The organism is Nonomuraea sp. NPDC049758, from assembly GCF_040674635.1.
In the GTDB taxonomy this organism is placed as follows: domain Bacteria; phylum Actinomycetota; class Actinomycetes; order Streptosporangiales; family Streptosporangiaceae; genus Nonomuraea.
This window is the reverse complement of the sequence record NZ_JBFAMZ010000020.1, coordinates 173,307-191,513: the sequence shown is the minus strand read 5'-3', so window position 1 is coordinate 191,513 and position 18,207 is coordinate 173,307. Positions and strand designations below refer to the sequence as shown.

Here is an 18,207-nt window from a genome sequence, read left to right as displayed (position 1 = left end):
ACACACTACGGCGTCACCAGAGTCTGTGTGAGCGATGCGTGGCGGCGACCCGGTCGCCGATCCTGGCGACGATGCCGCCCGCGGAGAGGTCGGCCGCGACCTGGCAGGCGGCGCTGATCGCGGGCGCCCTGGAGGAGCCGTGGGCGATCACCACCGTCCCGTTCAGCCCGAGCAGGACGGCGCCGCCGTGGGCCTCGGCGTCGAGGCGTCTGCGCAGCTCGCGCAGGCGGCCGCGTTGCATGAGCGCGCCGAACTTGGCGATTCTGCTCTCGCCGATGGTCTCGGCCAGCTCGCCGAAGGCGTACCGGACCGCGCCTTCCATGGTCTTGAGCGCGACGTTGCCGGTGAAGCCGTCCGTGGTGATGACGTCGACCTTGCCGGTGAGCAGGTCGTGGCCCTCGACGTTGCCGGTGAAGCGGATGCCGGGGGAGGACTGCAGCAGCTCGTGGGCGCGTTTGACGAGCTTGTTGCCCTTCTCCGCCTCGCTGCCGATGGTGAGCAGGCCGATCCGGGGCTCGGGGATGTCGTAGGCCAGCTCGGCGTAGGCCGCGCCGAGGTGGGCGAACTGCACCAGCATCTCCGGTTTGACCTCGGCGTTGGCGCCGGCGTCCACCAGGAGGGTGGGGGTGGGGAGCGTCGGGAGCGCCACGGCGATGGCCGGTCGCAGGACGCCCTGCTGGGCCTTGAGCCGGAGCCTGCCGGTGGCGACGATGCCCGCGGTCGAGCCGGCCGACACCACGGCCGAGGCGTCGCCGCGGCGGACGAGGTGGCAGGCGATGGCGATGCTGGACCGCGGGCGGCGCAGGCTGGCCAGGGCGCCTTCGTCCATGGCCAGGGCCTCTTCCGCCCGGACGATGGGGACCTCTTTGGTGGCGTCGTGGTCGGCCAGCGCCTCGTACAGGATGCGGGGTGAGCCGACGAGCACGATGGGCAGCTTGCGCTCCCGTACGGCGTGGACCGCGCCGGCCACGATCTCGTGGGGAGCGTGGTCGCCGCCCATGGCGTCGAGCGCGACGGGCCTGCTGTCGGACAATGGTCACCTCGTGGGACAGACGAGCCCGCCGTCGCCCGGCCGGGCCGGTACGCGGGCTCGTGTATGTCCGCATCGTAGGCAGGCCGGATGTCAGGTCGACCGGCGGGTGGACCTCCCTGCTTCCCCGGCGCGGCGGTTCCAGTCGCGGGGCCCCGTCAGTGGAGGTTCCAGTCGTCGAGGCCGCGGGTCACGATGACCTTGGAGAACTTCGACGAGCCGGTGACCCGGATCAGCGGGCCGTCGCCCGCCGAGCCGCCGCTGACGTTCCGCTTGCCGAAGATCGAGCTGCCCTCGTCGATCACGTGGGCGTTCTCCGGCACCCTGACGATCATCTTGCTGAACTTCGCGTCGGTCTCGATGGTGATCTCCCGGCCGGGGAGCACGGCGTCGGACAGGTCGATGACGAGGGCGCCGAAGCGGGCCGACAGCTTGGTGCGCCGGGAGGCGACCCAGCGCCCCTTGCGCACGATCTTGCTGAACTTCGAGCTGATCACCTGGTGCTCGATGGCCTCGGGCAGGGCGGACGGGGCGGACACCTCGGGCAGGTCCCGGGTGAGGGGGACGAGCTCGCCGATCGTCTTCGCCGTGTAGGCGATCTCCAGACGGTCGGCGTGCTCGACGCTGGTGAGTCTTCCGGTGGCGAGCGCGTCGCCCAGCAGGGCTGCGACGCGGTCGCGGTCGGCGTCGGAGGCGCGCAGATCGAGATCCTCGGTCACGATGAATCAGTGTATGTCGAATCGCGATATGTCGCGAGTGTCAAACCTGCAAGGAAACTTGGAGCCCAGTGGAACCGGAGACGCGGCGCGTCGCGTCCGGATATTAAGAACCGTAGACGCGCGACTGGGTCGTGAGGTTTACACGCGATCGAACAAAAAAGATGGGAAAGGCCTAGTGATCTTGAACCAGGCAGGCACCCGACGCTTCAAGGCGTACACGTCCAAGCACCTCGACGAGCTCCTGCGACGGGCGGGGCTGGACGACGAGGAGCGGCTGAGGGTTCGCGCCGTGGCCACGGTGCTGCCCTTCCGGACGAACGCGTATGTCGTGGATGAACTCATAGATTGGTCGGCGGCGCCCGACGATCCCATCTACCGCCTCGTCTTCCCGCAGGAGGACATGCTTCCGGCCGCGGACGTGGCCAGGCTGGCCGATCTGCTCAAGGCCGAGGCGCCCAACAGCGAGATCCAGGCCGAGGCCAACCGCGTACGCGCGCAGCTCAACCCGCATCCCGCCGGGCAGAAGGAGCTCAACGTCCCGAGGATGGGCGACGAGCCGGTGCCCGGCATGCAGCACAAATATCCAGAGACAGTGCTGATCTTCCCTAAACAGGGGCAGACCTGTCATGCCTACTGCACCTACTGCTTCCGGTGGGCGCAGTTCATCGGGGACGCGGACCTGAAGTTCGCCTCCGACGACATCGACCGGATGGTGTCCTACATCCGCCACCACCCCGAGGTCACCAGCGTCCTGATCACGGGCGGCGACGCCATGATCATGGGTGAGCCGGTCATCCGGCGCTACATCGAGCCGCTGCTCGGCCTCGACCAGCTCGAATCGATCCGCATCGGTACCAAGGCGCTGGCTTACTGGCCGCAGCGCTTCACCACCGATCCCGACGCCGACGCCACGCTCGGCCTGTTCCAGGAGGTGGTGAAGGCCGGCAAGAACCTGGCGTTCATGGCCCACTTCTCGCATCCACGGGAGCTGGAGTCACCGCTGGTGGAGTCGGCGGTCGAACGCATCCTCGGCAGCGGGGCCACGATCAGGACCCAGGCGCCGCTGATCAGGTCCATCAACGACGATCCAGCCGTGTGGTCGTCGATGTGGCGGCGGCAGCTGCGGATGGGGTTGATTCCCTATTACATGTTCGTCGAGCGCGACACCGGGCCGCAGGACTACTTCGCGGTCCCGCTGGCCCGTGCGTACGAGATCTTCAGGGACGCCTACTCGACCGTCTCCGGGCTCTGCCGTACGGTCCGGGGGCCGTCCATGTCGGCCACGCCGGGCAAGGTGTGCGTGGACGGCGTGACCGAGATCGCCGGTGAGCGCGTCTTCGTGCTGCATCTCATCCAGGCCCGCGACCCGGAGCTGGTCGGGCGGCCGTTCTTCGCCCGGTACGACCCGTCGGCGGTCTGGCTGACGGATCTGCGGCCGGCGTTCGCCGAGCGTTTTCCGTTCGAGCCGGCCGACGCCTTGCTGCCCATCTGAGTGGTCGCGTTCTCGCGCCACCGTCCCTGAATTGTGCGCCCCCGGCCCGTGACATTTGTTAATGCGACCACTTGTTCGCGGGCCGTGCGGGCGCACGTCGGCGGCGCGGTCCCGATGGCGATCGGGTCCGCGCGGAATCGAAATCAAAACCGGGGTATTTCCCGTTTTGTCTCTCCGCTCAACGCTCCCCCTTTACTCGGTAACCGGGCTGCAAACCCTGCTACATGGGCTTTCCGGCCGCCTGCGGGCGATCACCGTCAGTGATACAACTGCTTCCGTAGCTCAGCCGTGACAGCACGCTTCGTGTGGTGCCCATAGCGTGTGCGCCACGGCATTCGGGGGTTATCGATTCGCATTTCCACCGCATTCGAGAGCGATCGATCACGAGCCGGGAAGGCAATCATGAATCGAGTAGTCAAGGCGGCCGTTGCCGTCACAGCATTCGGCTTGGCGGCGGCTTTGGCCGTGCCAGCTCAAGCAGAAGTTCAATTCACTCACACCGCCAAGATCGTCCCGCTGGACGGCCTGGGCGGGGGCACCAGCGGAGGCCCGCTCGACCTGCTCGGCGGGCTGCTCGGCGGCGGGCTGCTCAGCAGCCTGGGCGGCGGCCTCGGCGGCCTGACCGGGGCCGCCAAGGCCAAGTCGGCGGACGCCGCCGGCGAGGCCAGGGCGCGCGACATCGCCGACGAGAACCGGCGCGCCAGCCTGGCGATGACGCCGAACGCGGCCGAGGACGTCACCCAGGCGAGCGGCCCGCTGCCCGAGCTGTCGCCCATCCTCGGCAGCGGCGCGATCGGCGGCGGCGGCCGGGGCCTGGCCAAGTCGCTGCCGCTGCTCGGCGGCGCCCGCATGGCGCAGCCGCTGGTCAAGGGCGCGCCCCAGAGCAACAGCGGGCTCACCGGCACCAGCGCCCCGCTGCGCGGCGCCATGGACACGATGACCGCCCTGGCCGGGGCCTCGGTCGGCGGCGCGATGGGCAAGGTGGGCGGCGGCGCGCTGCTGCCCGGCACGGGCTCCGGCACGGCCGGCGCCGCCACCACGAGCATGACGGGCGCCACCAAGGGCCTGCGCGACCTGTCCATGGAGTCCGGGATGGGCGGGCTCACCCGCGCCGCCAGGATGGCCCTGCCGCACGCGTCCGGCGGCGAGCTGGCCCCGATGGTCGGGCAGGTCGCCCCCGTCGAGGCCGCGCCGGTCGTCGAGGCGCTGCCGGGCACCACCCGGACCGCGTCCGTCGACGAGATCACCCCGCTCATGCAGGACACCGCGGGCTTCGTCTCGGCCAACGGCTCCAAGGCCGCCGGCTCCTACAGCGACATGGTCTCCGCCCTCGGCTGGAGCAGCGACGCGCTGACGAGCTCGGTGCGGGGCTCCTGGGTGCGCGACTGAGGCGAGCGCGGCGCGTCCCGGACGTGTCGCGGACGTGACCCGCGCGGGCGCGTCCCGGACATGACGTGACGACGCGCGCACGCGGCCCCGCCGAGGGCCGTGCGACGGTTCGCCGGCGTCCCAGGTGCCGACGCTCGCGAACCGGCCGTGACGGCCGTGAGGTGGCCCGCGTTCAGGTGCCAGGTTGTTCCCGCGACGGCGGGTTCCCGCTCTCCCCGGCGTCGGTGGACGCCCGCGGAACGACGGGGGCGTCGTCGCACCGACAGGACAGGCCGATGGGGTGCGCTCACAAGGTGCCGAGCGCCCCGACGGCACTGCCGCGCGTCGGTCGTGGGTCCGCCGCTCGGGCGGACGGGCCCGCCACGGGTCTGGGCGGATGCGCTCCAGCCCGGGGGTTCACGCGCGCGAGCCGCCGCTGACTGCAGGGCAGCGGCGCCACGCCGAGCCCGCCGCCGGCCCCGCCACGGGGTCGGCGGCCTTCTCTTGCCCCCCTTGTCCGGCGCGGGCCGCTAGGGCAGCCGGACGCCGGTGCGCCGGGCTATCTGGGCCTGCAACCGGGCCATCTGCCAGTGAAGCTCCAGCAGCTGCTCGGCGAGCTGCATCCTGGGGATCTCGGCCACGTCTTCGATGGCCAGGTGGTCGATCGCGGCCGAAAGCTCTCCCATCGCGCGCCCCCACTCCATCAGCGTTCCTTGGATCGAATTCGCGTTCGAATACTATCGGAACGGCAGTCACGCTGTCAGTGTTTCGGCGCGCGAGTCACCCACGTTTCGCGCAGGTGATCGAAAAGCGGGCGGGGCTCAGCCCTTGTTGTAGGCGGCGATGACTTCCTTGGGGTCGCCGTCCATCCGGATCTTGCCCTTGTGCAGCCAGATGACCCGGTTGCAGGTCTCCTCGATGACCTTGAGGTCGTGGGCGACCAGGAAGACCGTGCCGGCCGACTCGCGGATCTGCCGGATGCGGGCCTCGCTCTTCTTGCGGAACTCGCGGTCGCCCGTGGCCAGGGCCTCGTCGATGAGCAGGACGTCGTGGGTCTTGGCCGAGGAGATGGCGAAGCGCAGCCGCGCGCCCATGCCCGACGAGTACGTGGACATGGGCAGCTGGACGAACTCGTCGATGCCGGAGAAGTCGACGATCTCCTGGTACTTCTCCTTGACCTCCGCCGGCGTCATGCCCATGGCGTAACAGCCGAGGACGATGTTGCGCTCACCGGTCAGCTCGCGCATGAGCGCGGCGTTGACGCCGAGCAGCGAGGGCTGGCCGTCGGTGTAGACGGCGCCCTCGTGCGGCGGGAGCAGGCCGGCGATGGCGCGCAGCAACGTGGACTTGCCCGACCCGTTGCGGCCCACGATGCCGATGGCGTCGCCGTGGTAGGCCACGAAGGTCACGCCCTTGACGGCGTGGACCTCCTTCATCTGCGGACGGCCCTGGCGCTTCAGCAGGCGCGTGAGGGCGTTGACCGCGTTGCCCTTCTCGTTGTCGGTGGCCGTGCCGTAGACGCGGTAGACGATGTGCAGGTCGTCGACGATGACGGTCGGGGTGCCCGTCGGAACGTCGAGCGGACTCTTGCCCCGGGGCTCCGGGTTGGGGTGCACCCTCACGTCCTTGCCGGGGACGGCGGGCTCCTCGCCCTTCACCTGTGACAGCTCCTCGGTCAGTTCAGCCACGCCCGTACCTCTCCTCGGACCGCCAGAAGTACCAGAAACCGAAGCCGAGTGAGAACACTGCCCAGAATACGCAAGACACCCACACCATGGTCGGCGGGTAGTGCCCGTTCTGCGGGTGGTAGCTCTTGATCAGGATGTCGCGCATCCACTCGATGTAGGAAGCCGTCGGGTTCAGGTACATCACGTCGGCGACCCACTGGGGCAGCTTCGCGGACCCGACCACCTTGTCCTGGATCGAGAAGAAGACGCCCGAGGCGTAGAGCCAGGTGCGGGTGATGAACGGCAGCAACTGGTTGAGGTCGCGCATCTGGGCGCCCATCCGCGCGATCACCAGGCTGGCCCCGATGTTGAACATCGTCTGGAGCGCCAGCACCACCGGGATCATGAGCCAGAACCAGGTGGGCCACTCGCCGGTGGCCGTCACGATGACGAGGAGCACGCCCATGGAGATGGCGAGCTGCTGCAGCTCCTGGATCGTGTACGCCAGCGGCAACGACGCGCGCGGGAAGTGCAGGGCGCGGATCATCGACAGGTTGCCGGAGATCGACTTGGCGCCCGCCGTGACCACGCGCTGGGTGTAGGTGAAGACGAACATCCCGGTCAGCAGGAAGGCCGGGTAGTTCTCGATGCCGCCCCGGCCGCCCAGGATGACGCCGAACATCACGTAGTAGATGCCGGCGTTGAGGAGGGGGGTCAGCACCTGCCACAGCTGGCCCAGGGCCGAGCTGGAGTACTTCGAGACGTTGCGGGACGTCGCGTACGTCAGGATGAAGTGTCGCCGCTCCCAGAGCTGGCGCAGATAGACAGGGAACCTCGGCCGTGCGATGGCACGGCGAAGTCCGTATCTCTCGGCGAGCTTGGCCAGCGGCTCCTGCCCGCTTCGGCCGCCCGCCTGGGCGTCCGCGACAGCGGATTCCGGCTGGCTCATGGCTAGGACTCTATTGGATCCAGGTCGGTGGGGTGCCTGCCGCGAGGGACGCGGCAGATGCTTGGACGGAGTCTTGGGGCGCCAGGTTCCAAGGTGCCGTCAAGACTCGCTCAACCGTAGCCCAGCGGGGCGGGCCATGGCGGGAAGGGCGCGACCACGGTCCTGTAGGGGGTAATTTTCATCCGCCGTTCACGTCGAGGCTTGACCTGTTTGAGCATCCCTGGGGTGTTTGTAGTCTTATAGGAAGAATGTCTGTGACGCTGGATTGGCGCACGTGTGACCGAACTGCAACGCGCCAGAGACTCGCTGGTGGCAAGTAGTAAGGGATAGTCGCGATCGACTGGCAGGGCGTCGGCTGGTTTGACCATGTCAGCCAAATCCGGGGGATACCAGGAACCCCCCGTCAGGCTGCTTACCATCACCGCAGCTCAGCGCTGTCGCCCACCTGTAGAGGGAGGATTTTTTTCACCATGCGTGTTACTAAGGGCGCACAGATCGTCGCCGGTACCGCGCTGCTCGCCCTCGCGGTTGCCGCGTGTGGCGGCGGTGCCTCGGACGGCGGCACTGCCGCGGGCGGCGGCGAAACGCCGGTCCGCATGGAGATCGGTGAGCCTCAGGAGCTCCTCAACCCGCTGAACACCACCGAGACCGAGGGCTCCGAAGTCCTCGCCGCGGTGTTCTCGCCGCTCGTCAAGTACGACGAGAACAAGCAGCCGGTTGAAGAGGCCGCTGAGTCGATCACCACCCAGGACAGCAAGGTCTGGACGATCAAGCTCAAGTCCGGCTACACCTGGCACGACGGCAAGCCGGTCACCGCGGCTGACTACGCGCGGGCCTGGAACTATGGCGCCAACCAGGACAACGCCATGAGCTCCTCCGCCTTCTTCTCCCGCATCGACGGCTTCGCCGACGTCCACCCGGGCGAGGGCAAGACGCCGACGGCCAAGGAGATGAAGGGCCTCAAGGCTGTCGACGACAGCACCCTTGAGGTGACGCTGTCCGCACCGTTCTCGCAGTTCAAGACGATGCTCGGGTACACCGCCTTCTACCCGCTGCCGGCCTCCGCGCTCGGCGCCGACGGCAAGGTGACCCAGGCCTACGGCGAGCAGCCGATCGGCCAGGGCCTGTTCAAGGTCGACAAGCCCTACAAGAAGGGCGGCGCGCAGACCATCGACATGACGGTCTACGACAAGTTCCCCGGCCAGAAGCCGAAGAACTGGACCAAGCTGCAGTTCAAGATCTACAGCTCGGCCGAGACCGCCTTCCAGGACCTCCAGGCCGAGAACCTGGACGTGGACGACTCGCTGCCCGCCTCGGCGATCGCGACCGCCAAGTCCGTCCTCGGCGACCGTTACTTCGACGAGCCCGACGCCTCTGTCGGTTACATCGGCGTCCCGCTGAAGTACAACCCCGAGTTCAAGAACCCGGACGTGCGCAAGGCCATCTCCATGGCCATCGACCGCAAGACCATCACCGAGACGGTCTTCGCGGGCACCCGCGCCCCGGCCGACGACTTCATCAACCCGGCCATCCCCGGTTACCGTCAGGGCGCCTGCACGGCCTGCACGTACAACCCGGCCGAGGCGAAGAAGCTCTACGCCGACGCCAAGGGCCCGGCCAAGCTGGAGCTCGGCTACAACGGCGACGGCGGCCACAAGGAGTGGATCGAGGCCGTCGCCAACAACCTCCGCGCCAACCTGGGCATCGAGGTCACGCCGAAGCCGTTCGAGAACTTCAAGGCCATCCTGGACGACCTGGACGCCAAGAAGTACAAGGGCCTGTTCCGCATGGGCTGGTCGATCGACTACCCGTCGGCCGAGAACTACCTGACGCCGATCTTCGGCACCCAGGCCATCTCGACCGGCTCGAACTACGGCGGTTACGAGAACAAGGAGTTCGACGACATCGTCGCCAAGGGCGACCAGGCCGCCGACGCCGCCGAGGGCCTCAAGCTCTACCAGCAGGCCGACGACATCCTGATCAAGGACATGCCGTACATCCCGGTGTACTTCTACCGGAGCAACTTCGGACACTCCCCCAAGGTCAAGGGCGTCAAGCTGAACCTGCTCAACCAGGTTCAGTGGGCCGACATCGAGAAGGCCTGACGTCATTCGCCGGGCGGACGGCTCTTGCCGTCCGCCCATCGGAGGACTGAGCTTGGAGGCAGTCACTTTGGGGCCGGGCAAACCGCGGCTACGAGGGTGACTGCCTCCACGCATGTACCGGAGGGCTTGAATGGGCCGTTATGTCATCAGGCGACTGCTGCAGGCGATACCCGTCCTGCTCGGCGCCACGCTACTCATCTTCGCGATCGTCTTCGCCCTGCCCGGCGACCCCATCCAGGCACTGGCGGGCGAGAAGCGCCTGGACCCGGCTGTGGCCGAGGTCCTGCGCGACCAGTACCACCTGAATGATCCGCTGCTGCTGCAGTACTGGTACTACCTCAGCGGCGTGCTCCTCCACGGCGACTTCGGGACCACCTTCTCCAGGATCCCGGTCTCGCAGCTCATGGCCGGCAAGTTCCAGGTCACGCTGAACCTCGCGCTGACCGCGCTCGTCATGGAGGCCATCATCGGCGTCGGCCTCGGCCTGTGGGCGGCGCTGCGCCGCGGCAGGGCCTCCGACACCGCCATCCTCGCCTCGACGCTGCTGCTGATCTCCGTCCCCACGCTGGTGACGGGCTTCGTGCTGCAGCTCGTGCTCGGAGTCAAGCTCAAGCTGTGGACGGGAAGCGACATCTTCCCCGTGGCCGGCATCTCGGCCGGATTCCGCAGCTACCTGCTGCCCGGTTTCGTGCTCGCCGGCACGTCGATCGCCTATCTCACCAGGCTGACGCGGACGAGCCTGGTGGAGACGCTGCGCGCGGACTACATCCGCACGGCCACCGCCAAGGGTCTGGCCAAACGCCGCGTCATCGGCAGGCACGGGCTCCGCAACGCCCTGATCCCGCTGGTCACCTACCTCGGCGCCGACCTCGGGAACCTGATGGGCGGCGCGGTCATCACGGAGACGATCTTCAACCTGCCGGGCATCGGCAACCAGCTGTTCAACTCGATCCTGCTGCGAGAACAGCCGGTCGTCGTGGGCATCGTGACCGTGCTGGTGCTGATCTACATCCTGGCCAACCTGGTCGTCGACATGTTGTACGCAGTGCTCGACCCGAGGATCCGCTATGAGTAACGAAGCAAACGTCGGGCCCATGCTGCCGGAAGCGAAGTCGCTGGTCACGGAGGCCCCGGCGCCACCGTCCCCCGACAAGCAGGGCAGGCGCGGCAAGCAGAAGCAGGAGAAGCCCGCCAGCCTGTGGACCGACGCCTGGTACGACCTGCGCCGCCGGCCGATGTTCATCATCTCCGCGGTGCTGATCGCGATCCTGCTGGTCATGGCGTTCTGGCCGTCGTTGTTCACCTCGATCGACCCGACCAACGCCCAGACCTGCGACCTGTCCACCGCCCGGCAGCTCCCCAGCGTGGGGCACCCGTTCGGCAAGGACAGCCAGGGGTGTGACGTGTTCGCCAGGACGATCTACGGCGCCCGCAACTCGATCGTGATCGGTGTGACCACCACGATCATCACCATGATCGTGGGCGGCCTGCTCGGCCTGTTCGCCGGCTTCCGCAGCGGCCTGATCGACTCGGTCTCCTCCCGGGTCACCGAGATCTTCTTCGCCATCCCGCCGATCCTGGGCGCCCTGCTGATCGCGGCCACCTTCCGCGACAGCGGCATCAACAGCATCATGCTGGTCATCGCGGCCCTGGCGGTGCTCGGCTGGCCGATGGTGTTCCGCATCATGCGGGCCTCGGTGATCACGGCCAAGAGCCAGGACTTCGTGGTCGCCGCGCGGGCGGTGGGCGCGGGCCAGTGGCGCATCATGTTCAAGCACCTGCTGCCGAACTCGCTGGCGCCGGTGATCGTGGTCAGCACGATCAACCTCGGCGGCTACATCGCGGCGGAGGCGGCGCTGTCGTTCCTCGGGGTCGGCGTGCAGTCGCCGGACATCTCGTGGGGCCTCATGATCGCCGACGCCCGGCCGCGGTTCCTCGACGCGTCGCTGCCGCTGTTCTTCCCGGCTCTGTTCCTGAGCATCACGGTGCTCGCGTTCATCATGCTGGGCGACGCCGTGCGTGACGCTCTCGATCCGAAGCTCAGGTAGAAGGGGGGATCAAGTGAAGAAGACGTCGACAGACGTGTTGCCCGCCGAGGGAGGGCTGGGCGACGAACCGCTGCTCGCGGTTGACGATCTGCACGTGGAGTTCCGTACGCGTCAGGGCGTCGTGCGCGCGGTGAACGGCGTGAGCTACACGGTCAACCCCGGTGAGACGCTGGCCGTGCTCGGCGAGTCGGGTTCGGGCAAGTCCGTGACCGCTCAGGCGATCATGGGCATCCTGGACATGCCGCCGGCCGTCATCCCCAAGGGCGAGATCCGCTTCAAGGGCACCGACCTGCTCAAGCTCTCGGAGGACGCGCGCACCCAGGTGCGCGGCCAGCGCATCGCGATGGTCTTCCAGGACGCACTCTCGGCGCTCAACCCGGTGTTCACCGTGGGCTGGCAGATCAGCGAGATGTTCCGGGTCCACCGCGGCATGTCCAAGCGCGACGGCATGAACAAGGCCGTCGAGCTGATGGACAAGGTCCGCATCCCGGCCGCCCGGCAGCGCGTCAACGACTATCCGCACCAGTTCTCGGGCGGCATGCGGCAGCGCATCATGATCGCGATGTCGATCGCGCTCGACCCCGAGGTGCTGATCGCCGACGAGCCGACCACCGCCCTGGACGTGACCGTCCAGGCACAGATCATGGAACTGCTGGCCGAGCTGCAGCGCGAGAGCCAGATGGGCATGATCCTGATCACCCACGACCTGGGCGTCGTGGCGGACGTGGCCGACAAGATCTCGGTCATGTACGCCGGCCGGATCGTGGAGAACGCCCCGGTGCACGACATCTACCGGTCGCCGGCGCACCCGTACACGAAGGGCCTGCTGGAGTCGATCCCCCGGGTGGACCTCAAGGGCCAGGAGCTGTACGCGATCAAGGGCCTGCCGCCCAACCTGCTCGACCTGCCGAGCGGGTGCGCGTTCAATCCCCGGTGCCCGTACCGGCAGGACAACTGCGTGACCGCCGCCCCCCAGCTCTACGAGATCAGCGGCACGCGTGGCAGCGCCTGCCACTACTGGAGGGAGGTCCTCGATGGCGAACGGCAGTGAGCGCATCCTTGAGGTTCGCGACCTGGTCAAGCACTTCCCCCTGACCCAGGGCATCGTCCTCAAGAAGCAGATCGGCGCGATCAAGGCCGTGGACGGCGTCTCGTTCGACCTGAACAGGGGCGAGACGCTGGGCATCGTGGGCGAGTCGGGCTGTGGCAAGTCCACGCTGGCCAAGGTGCTGATGGCGCTGGAGCGGCCGACCTCGGGCTCGGTGAAGATCAACGGCAAGGACATCGCCAAGGCCAGGGGCGGCGAGCTCAAGCGCATGCGCCGCAACATCCAGATGGTGATGCAGGACCCGTACACCTCGCTGAACCCCCGGATGACCGTCGGCGACATCATCGGCGAGCCGTACGAGATCCACACGGAGGTGGCGCCCAAGGGCGACCGCCGCCGCAAGGTGCAGGAGCTGCTGGAGGTCGTCGGGCTCAACCCCGACCACATCAACCGCTACCCGCACCAGTTCTCGGGCGGCCAGCGGCAGCGCATCGGCATCGCCCGCGGCCTGGCCCTGCAGCCGGAGATCATCGTCTGCGACGAGCCCGTCTCGGCGCTGGACGTGTCGATCCAGGCCCAGGTGATCAACCTGCTGGAGCGGCTGCAGAACGAGTTCAACCTGGCCTACATCTTCATCGCCCACGACCTGTCGGTGGTCCGCCACATCTCCGACCGGGTGGGCGTGATGTACCTGGGCAAGTTCGTGGAGCTCGGCAAGGACGTCGAGATCTACGACAAGCCCGCTCATCCGTACACGCAGGCGCTGCTGTCGGCGGTGCCGGTTCCCGACCCCGAGGGCCGGGAGCAGCGCGAGCGGATCATCCTGCAGGGCGACCCGCCCTCGCCCGCCAACCCGCCGTCGGGCTGCCGCTTCCGCACCCGCTGCTGGAAGGCGCAGGAGATCTGCGCGGAGGAGGAGCCGTTGCTGCAGATCCGGACGGGGACCGGGCACGAGAGCGCCTGTCACTTCGCCGAGACGCACGACGTGGTGCACGCGGGCTGACCGCGAGCGATCGTGAGGCCCTCCGGGAGAACCCTCCCGGAGGGCCTTGTCACGTGGTGGCCACGATCGCCGAGCCGTGGCCGAACAGCCCCTGGTTGACCGCCAGGCCGACGCGCGCGCCCGGCACCTGCCGCCCGCCCGCCGCGCCGCGCAGCTGGTACGTGAGCTCGCACAGCTGCGCGATCGCCTGGGCCGGGATCGCCTCGCCGAAGGAGGCCAGGCCGCCCGACGGGTTGACCGGCACCCGGCCGCCGAGCGCGGTCTCGCCCGCCCGCAGCAGCTTGTCCGCCTCGCCCGGCGGGCACAGGCCGACGTCCTCGACCCAGTCCAGTTCCAGGGCGGTGGACAGGTCGTACACCTCGGCGAAGGAGACGTCCTCGGGGCCCAGGCCGGCCTCCTCGTAGGCCGCGTGCGCGATCGCGGCCCTGAAGGGCCTCTCGGGCGCGGGAACGGCGGCGCAGGACTCGGTGGCGAAGTTCGGCAGCTCCAGGATCGTGTTGGGGAAGGTCGGGGTCACCGTGGAGACGGCGGCCAGGCGCACCGGGGCCGTCGCGCCGAGCCGCCTGGCGTACGCCTGCGAGGCCAGCACGACCGCGGCCCCGCCGTCGGAGGTGGCGCAGATGTCCATCAGGCGCAGCGGGTCGGCCACCATGGGCGAGGCGAGCACCTCTGCCGCCGTGACCGGGCGGCGGTAGCGGGCCATGGGGTTGAGCGAGCCGGCGCGCGCGTTCTTGACCTTGACGGCGGCGAAGTCCTCGCTGGTGGAGCCGTACAGGGCCATGCGCCTGCGGGCGTACAGGCCGAAGTAGGCGGGGTTGGTCGCGCCGAGCAGGCGGAAGCGCAGCCAGTCGGGGTCGTCGTGCCGGTCGCCGCCGACCGGCTTGAAGAAGCCCTTGGGGGTGGAGTCCGCGCCCACCACGAGCGCGACGTCGCACAGCCCGGCCATGATCCTGGTCCGCGCGATGTCCACGGCCTGGGCCCCCGACGCGCAGGCCGCGTAGCAGGAGGCGATCCTGGCGCCCGTCCAGCCGAGCGCCTGGGCGTAGGTGGCGCCGGCGACGAAGCCGGGGTAGCCGTTCCTGATCGTGTCGGCCCCCACCACGTACTGGACGTCGGTCCAGGCCACGCCGGCGTCGCGGAGGGCGGCGCGGGCGGCGGCGACGCCGTACTCGGCGAAGGGACGTCCCCACTTGCCCCACGGGTGCATGCCCGCGCCGAGCACCACCACCGCGCTCACGAGGCCCGCCCCCACATCCACACCAGCGGCCCGTCGGCCAGCGGCCCGTGCACGAGCTCCAGCTCCATGCCCACCTCCAGATCGCCGGCCGTGAGGTCCTTGACCTGGCCGAGCACCACCAGCCCGGCGTCGTCGAGCTCGACGGCGGCCAGCGTGACCGGCCGGTACGGCTCCGCCGCCACGTACGGCTCCGGCGGCGGGTAACACGCCTCGGTGTAGGACCAGACGCGCCCGCGCCGCGGCAGCCGGACCTCGGCCGTCTCCTCGCCCGCGCAGCGCGGGTTGCGGCACAGGCCGGGCTGCGGCGGGAAGGCGACGGTCCCGCAGGTCAGGCAGGCGGTGCCGATGAGGTGGGTGGCGCCGTCCCCGTCGATGGCGAACCAGCCGTCGATCGCTAAGGTCATAGCCAGGAGTATTACACAAGCGCTTGCTAGGGTGAATCCCTCCGGCGCCGCCGCCGGGTCGCGACCACCCGCGCCGACATGGCCGCCGCCAGTACCACCATCCCGGCCACGACCGGCGCCCTGGAGGCGGGCGGCCGGGCCGGGCCCCGCCCGAAGTACGGGCCGGGCCGGGCGGCCGGTGAGACCCTTCCGTGGGCCAGCCGCCGGGCCTCCCGCAGGGCGAGCGGCGCGTCGGCCACCCCGTGCCCGTAGGCGGGGCTGTGGCCGCCCGCTGGCCGTCTCCTGGTGCCGCGCTCGATGGCCGTGCGCACCTGGTACGGCGACAGCTCCGGATGGGCCGACCGCACCAGGGCCGCCACGCCCGCGACCATGGCCGCCGCCGAGCTGGTGCCGTCGCCCACCACGTACCCGTCGCCACCGTCGGCCGTGACGACGTCCGTGCCCGGCGCGACCACCGACAGGTAGTCCTGGCGGTTGGAGAAGGGGGCCACCCTGAGCCGCCGGTCCACCGCGCCCACGGCCATCACGCCCGGGTAGGCGGCGGGGAAGTTCTTCCTGTTGGCCGTGTCGCCGTCGTTGCCCGCCGAGGCCACCAGGACCGCGCCGCGGGCGAGCGCGTACTGCACGGCCTCCTCCTCGGCCGCCGAGCCCTCCCACGCGCCGCTGCCGCCGCCGAGGGACATGCTGATCACGTCCGCGCCGTGGTCGACCGCGTACCTGATGCCGGCGGCCAGGGCGTCGCGGCGGCCGGCGCGCTGCTCGTTGCGCAGCGGGTCGGTGTTCTCCAGGGTGACCCTGATCGACAACACCCGCGCCGCGGGGGCCACGCCGACCACGCCCTCCGCGCGCCCCCGGCCGTGCCCGCGGCCGGCGATCAGACCGGCCATGGCGGTGCCGTGGTGCCCCCAGAGCCGCGGGGGCGCGCCGGTCAGGTCGGGGCCCTGGGTGACGGCCCCCCGCAGGTCGGGGTGGCGGCCGTTCACGCCGGTGTCCAGCACGGCCACCAGCACGCCCGCGCCCCGGCTCGCCCGCCACGCCTTGGGCGCGCGCAGCGCTCCGAGCTGCCACTGCCGGGCCCGCGCGGCGGCGCCCACACCGCCGGGGACGCTCGGCGAGGCCGCCGTCCGCACGTCGTCGGTGGCGCTGGACGCCACGCCCGCGACCCCGGCCGCCAGGATCAGAGCCGGCAGCAGGGACGCGAGCACCCTCATCGGGTCAGCGCCCGGTACAACGCCTCGGCGAGTTGCCGCGCGACCGCGCGCAGCCGCGGCGCGGCGCGGTCGCCCGGCCGGTACGCCCGCCCGTCGGCGTACCCCGCGGCCGTCGCCACGAGGTAGGGGTCGCCCGACCCGGCCAGCGCCCCGGTGACGTACTGCCGCCGGCCGAACCGCTCGGCCGGCCCGCCGGGGAAGGCGACGGGCCGCACGGTGGCCGGGCGCGCCCCGCGGTACGTCCCGGGGCCCGGCACGCCGAGCACGGCGATGCCGACGGTGGCCACGTACGTCTGGGTGCTGTCGGCGTACGTGGCCCGCAGGGCGGTCAGGCAACCGGGCCGCACCGCGGCGGGCTGGAACGCCACCCGGCACGGCGCCTCGGGAGCCACGCCCGCCAGCACGTACGTCACCCTGGCCCCCGACGGGCTGAGGCCCGGCACGACCAGGGGGAAGATCCGCGTCACCGGCCAGGCGTGCCAGCGCTCCGGCACGGGCGCGTCGGCCTGCGGCCAGAACACGGACAGGATGGAGAGCAGCACGACGGACAGTTGGTACACGTCAACCTCGAACGGGAGGGGAGGGACGCCCGATCTGCCGTGCATTCTGGCACGCCGCCGATGATTCGTTCCGACGCTTCGGTAAACAGCCCGATACGCGGAGTAACTGATGTTATGCGGCGATTCGCCCTAGGGTGTCGGCGAGAGTCGGACATGCGCCCCAGGTGGGAGCCCCAGCCGCTGCGCCGCGTCGCCGTAGTTGACCGCGATGGCGATCAGCCCCGCCGAGTCCGTGAACGCCACCAGCTCGCCCGGCGGCACCGCCGCGAACGTGGCCCGGAAGGGCATCGCGAGCTGCCGCCGCCCCAGCCACACCCCCAGCGTGTCGCCCACCTGGACGCCCAGCGCCTGCAGGTCGCCGGCCGCGATCGACAGCTGCGTGTTGCCGTAGCGGTCGACCGAGACGACCTCGCCCTCGACCGAGCCCTCCCGCAGCAGCGAGGTCGGCGCGGGCAGCGTGACCAGCCGCTCGACCGGCACCCGGGGGCCCAGCTCGGCCGGGTCCAGGCCGCCGGCCAGCCGCCCGGCGACCGGCGCGAAGACGTCCCGGCCGTGGAAGGTCGGCGACACCGGCCGCAGGAAGAGCTCCTCGTTGCCGAGCGCGTACGCGGCCCGCGCGCCGCCGCTGGCGTGCACCGCCCAGGACAGCAGGCCGTTGTCCGGGCCGACGAACACCCGGCCGCCCGCCTCGACCGCCACCGACCGCCGCGCGCCGCCCACGCCGGGATCGACCGCGCCGATGTGGACGCCCTCAGGCAGGTAGGGGATGGTCTGGGCGAGGATCGCCGCGCCCCGCCGTACGTCGCCGGACGGGACGAGGTGGCACACGTCGATCACCCGCGCCTCGGGCGCGATCCCGGCGATCACTCCGTGGCAGGCGGCCACATAGCCGTCTTCGAGCCCGTAGTCCGTGAGGAGCGTGATGACTGGGGTCACATTTCGTGACTGTACGTCCGGCAATCCGCCGTGAACAGCCGCAGATCGCACATTACGATTGGCCACGGGCCGCGAAGCGTGCGATGTGATCGTCGCACGCCCCTTCCCGAGGAGGACATCATGGGAGCACCGCTCAGCGGTGACAGTGCTGCCCAGGAACCGTCCCAGACATCCCTCAACGACCGCGATCTCGAACTCCTCGCCTTCGAACGCCAATGGTGGCGGCACGCGGGCGCCAAGGAGCAGGCCATCAAGGAGACCTTCGGGTTCTCGGCCACCCGCTACTACCAGTTGCTCGGCGAGTTGATCGACAGACCGGAGGCGCTGGAGCAGGACCCGATGCTGGTCAAACGGTTGCGAAGGTTGCGCTCCACCCGTCAGCGCGACCGTGCGGCGAGACGGCTCGGCATGCGTCCCTGACCGGCTGGGT

18 protein-coding genes are annotated in these 18,207 nt (G+C 69.9%); 8 read left to right on the top strand and 10 right to left on the bottom strand.

What is annotated here, in order from left to right; all coding sequences use genetic code 11:
• Nucleotides 1–13 precede the first annotated feature (13 nt).
• Entirely contained in the window at nucleotides 14–1,033 is a 1,020-nt protein-coding gene (plsX, locus tag AB0J46_RS40170) for a phosphate acyltransferase PlsX (protein WP_364339951.1), read from the bottom strand.
• Between the two features lie 155 nt (nucleotides 1,034–1,188).
• The gene (locus tag AB0J46_RS40165) at nucleotides 1,189–1,749 is read right to left on the bottom strand and encodes a DUF1707 domain-containing protein (protein WP_364339949.1); all 561 of its coding nucleotides are present in this window, start codon (nucleotides 1,747–1,749) and stop codon (nucleotides 1,189–1,191) included.
• A gap of 175 nt (nucleotides 1,750–1,924) precedes the next feature.
• On the opposite strand from AB0J46_RS40165, the gene AB0J46_RS40160 reads away from it, so the two are divergent.
• Together AB0J46_RS40160 and AB0J46_RS40155 are read left to right on the top strand one after the other, a co-directional pair.
• On the top strand, nucleotides 1,925–3,241 hold the full coding sequence (locus AB0J46_RS40160) for a lysine 2,3-aminomutase (RefSeq protein ID WP_364339947.1): 1,317 nt from the start codon (nucleotides 1,925–1,927) through the stop codon (nucleotides 3,239–3,241).
• Nucleotides 3,242–3,706: 465 nt separating this feature from the next.
• A complete protein-coding gene (locus AB0J46_RS40155; protein WP_364339945.1) occupies nucleotides 3,707–4,630 on the top strand; it encodes a hypothetical protein in 924 nt (307 codons plus the stop codon).
• Nucleotides 4,631–5,139: 509 nt separating this feature from the next.
• Here AB0J46_RS40155 and AB0J46_RS40150 read toward each other — a convergent pair.
• The 3 genes from AB0J46_RS40150 to AB0J46_RS40140 all read right to left on the bottom strand — a co-directional run bounded on the left by AB0J46_RS40150 (nucleotide 5,140) and on the right by AB0J46_RS40140 (nucleotide 7,225).
• Nucleotides 5,140–5,295, bottom strand: a complete 156-nt coding sequence (locus tag AB0J46_RS40150; RefSeq protein ID WP_185845322.1) for a hypothetical protein — start codon at nucleotides 5,293–5,295, stop codon at nucleotides 5,140–5,142.
• A 135-nt stretch (nucleotides 5,296–5,430) separates the two neighbouring features.
• Nucleotides 5,431–6,297, bottom strand: coding sequence for an ABC transporter ATP-binding protein (locus AB0J46_RS40145; RefSeq protein WP_352361753.1), 867 nt, complete (start codon nucleotides 6,295–6,297; stop codon nucleotides 5,431–5,433).
• The gene (locus AB0J46_RS40140) at nucleotides 6,290–7,225 is read right to left on the bottom strand and encodes an ABC transporter permease (protein ID WP_352320850.1); all 936 of its coding nucleotides are present in this window, start codon (nucleotides 7,223–7,225) and stop codon (nucleotides 6,290–6,292) included. Before AB0J46_RS40140 ends, AB0J46_RS40145 begins: the two co-directional genes overlap by 8 nt.
• A 470-nt stretch (nucleotides 7,226–7,695) precedes the next feature.
• On the opposite strand from AB0J46_RS40140, the gene AB0J46_RS40135 reads away from it, so the two are divergent.
• The 5 genes from AB0J46_RS40135 to AB0J46_RS40115 all read left to right on the top strand — a co-directional run bounded on the left by AB0J46_RS40135 (nucleotide 7,696) and on the right by AB0J46_RS40115 (nucleotide 13,429).
• Nucleotides 7,696–9,330: an ABC transporter substrate-binding protein gene (locus AB0J46_RS40135; protein WP_364339942.1), complete on the top strand. Its 1,635-nt coding sequence runs from the start codon at nucleotides 7,696–7,698 to the stop codon at nucleotides 9,328–9,330.
• A gap of 130 nt (nucleotides 9,331–9,460) precedes the next feature.
• The gene (locus tag AB0J46_RS40130) at nucleotides 9,461–10,405 is read left to right on the top strand and encodes an ABC transporter permease (RefSeq protein ID WP_357999824.1); all 945 of its coding nucleotides are present in this window, start codon (nucleotides 9,461–9,463) and stop codon (nucleotides 10,403–10,405) included.
• The gene (locus AB0J46_RS40125; RefSeq protein ID WP_364339940.1) at nucleotides 10,398–11,378 is read left to right on the top strand and encodes an ABC transporter permease; all 981 of its coding nucleotides are present in this window, start codon (nucleotides 10,398–10,400) and stop codon (nucleotides 11,376–11,378) included. Before AB0J46_RS40130 ends, AB0J46_RS40125 begins: the two co-directional genes overlap by 8 nt.
• Nucleotides 11,379–11,391: 13 nt before the next feature.
• A complete protein-coding gene (locus tag AB0J46_RS40120; protein WP_364339938.1) occupies nucleotides 11,392–12,429 on the top strand; it encodes an ABC transporter ATP-binding protein in 1,038 nt (345 codons plus the stop codon).
• Nucleotides 12,413–13,429, top strand: coding sequence for a dipeptide ABC transporter ATP-binding protein (locus AB0J46_RS40115; RefSeq protein WP_352361743.1), 1,017 nt, complete (start codon nucleotides 12,413–12,415; stop codon nucleotides 13,427–13,429). Before AB0J46_RS40120 ends, AB0J46_RS40115 begins: the two co-directional genes overlap by 17 nt.
• Nucleotides 13,430–13,478: 49 nt before the next feature.
• On the opposite strand, the gene AB0J46_RS40110 is transcribed toward AB0J46_RS40115, so the two are convergent.
• The 5 genes from AB0J46_RS40110 to AB0J46_RS40090 form a co-directional block, all read right to left on the bottom strand.
• Complete coding sequence (locus AB0J46_RS40110) at nucleotides 13,479–14,666, bottom strand: lipid-transfer protein (RefSeq protein ID WP_364339936.1); 1,188 nt, start codon at nucleotides 14,664–14,666, stop codon at nucleotides 13,479–13,481.
• Complete coding sequence (locus AB0J46_RS40105; protein ID WP_364339934.1) at nucleotides 14,663–15,070, bottom strand: OB-fold domain-containing protein; 408 nt, start codon at nucleotides 15,068–15,070, stop codon at nucleotides 14,663–14,665. Before AB0J46_RS40105 ends, AB0J46_RS40110 begins: the two co-directional genes overlap by 4 nt.
• A 26-nt stretch (nucleotides 15,071–15,096) precedes the next feature.
• A complete protein-coding gene (locus AB0J46_RS40100; RefSeq protein WP_364339932.1) occupies nucleotides 15,097–16,281 on the bottom strand; it encodes a S8 family serine peptidase in 1,185 nt (394 codons plus the stop codon).
• On the bottom strand, nucleotides 16,278–16,841 hold the full coding sequence (locus AB0J46_RS40095; RefSeq protein ID WP_364339930.1) for a hypothetical protein: 564 nt from the start codon (nucleotides 16,839–16,841) through the stop codon (nucleotides 16,278–16,280). Before AB0J46_RS40095 ends, AB0J46_RS40100 begins: the two co-directional genes overlap by 4 nt.
• Nucleotides 16,842–16,970: 129 nt before the next feature.
• Complete coding sequence (locus tag AB0J46_RS40090) at nucleotides 16,971–17,777, bottom strand: SAM-dependent chlorinase/fluorinase (protein WP_364339928.1); 807 nt, start codon at nucleotides 17,775–17,777, stop codon at nucleotides 16,971–16,973.
• A gap of 120 nt (nucleotides 17,778–17,897) precedes the next feature.
• Between AB0J46_RS40090 and AB0J46_RS40085 the strand changes: the two genes are divergently transcribed.
• A complete protein-coding gene (locus AB0J46_RS40085; RefSeq protein ID WP_364339926.1) occupies nucleotides 17,898–18,197 on the top strand; it encodes a DUF3263 domain-containing protein in 300 nt (99 codons plus the stop codon).
• The last annotated feature ends 10 nt before the right edge of the window (nucleotides 18,198–18,207 follow it).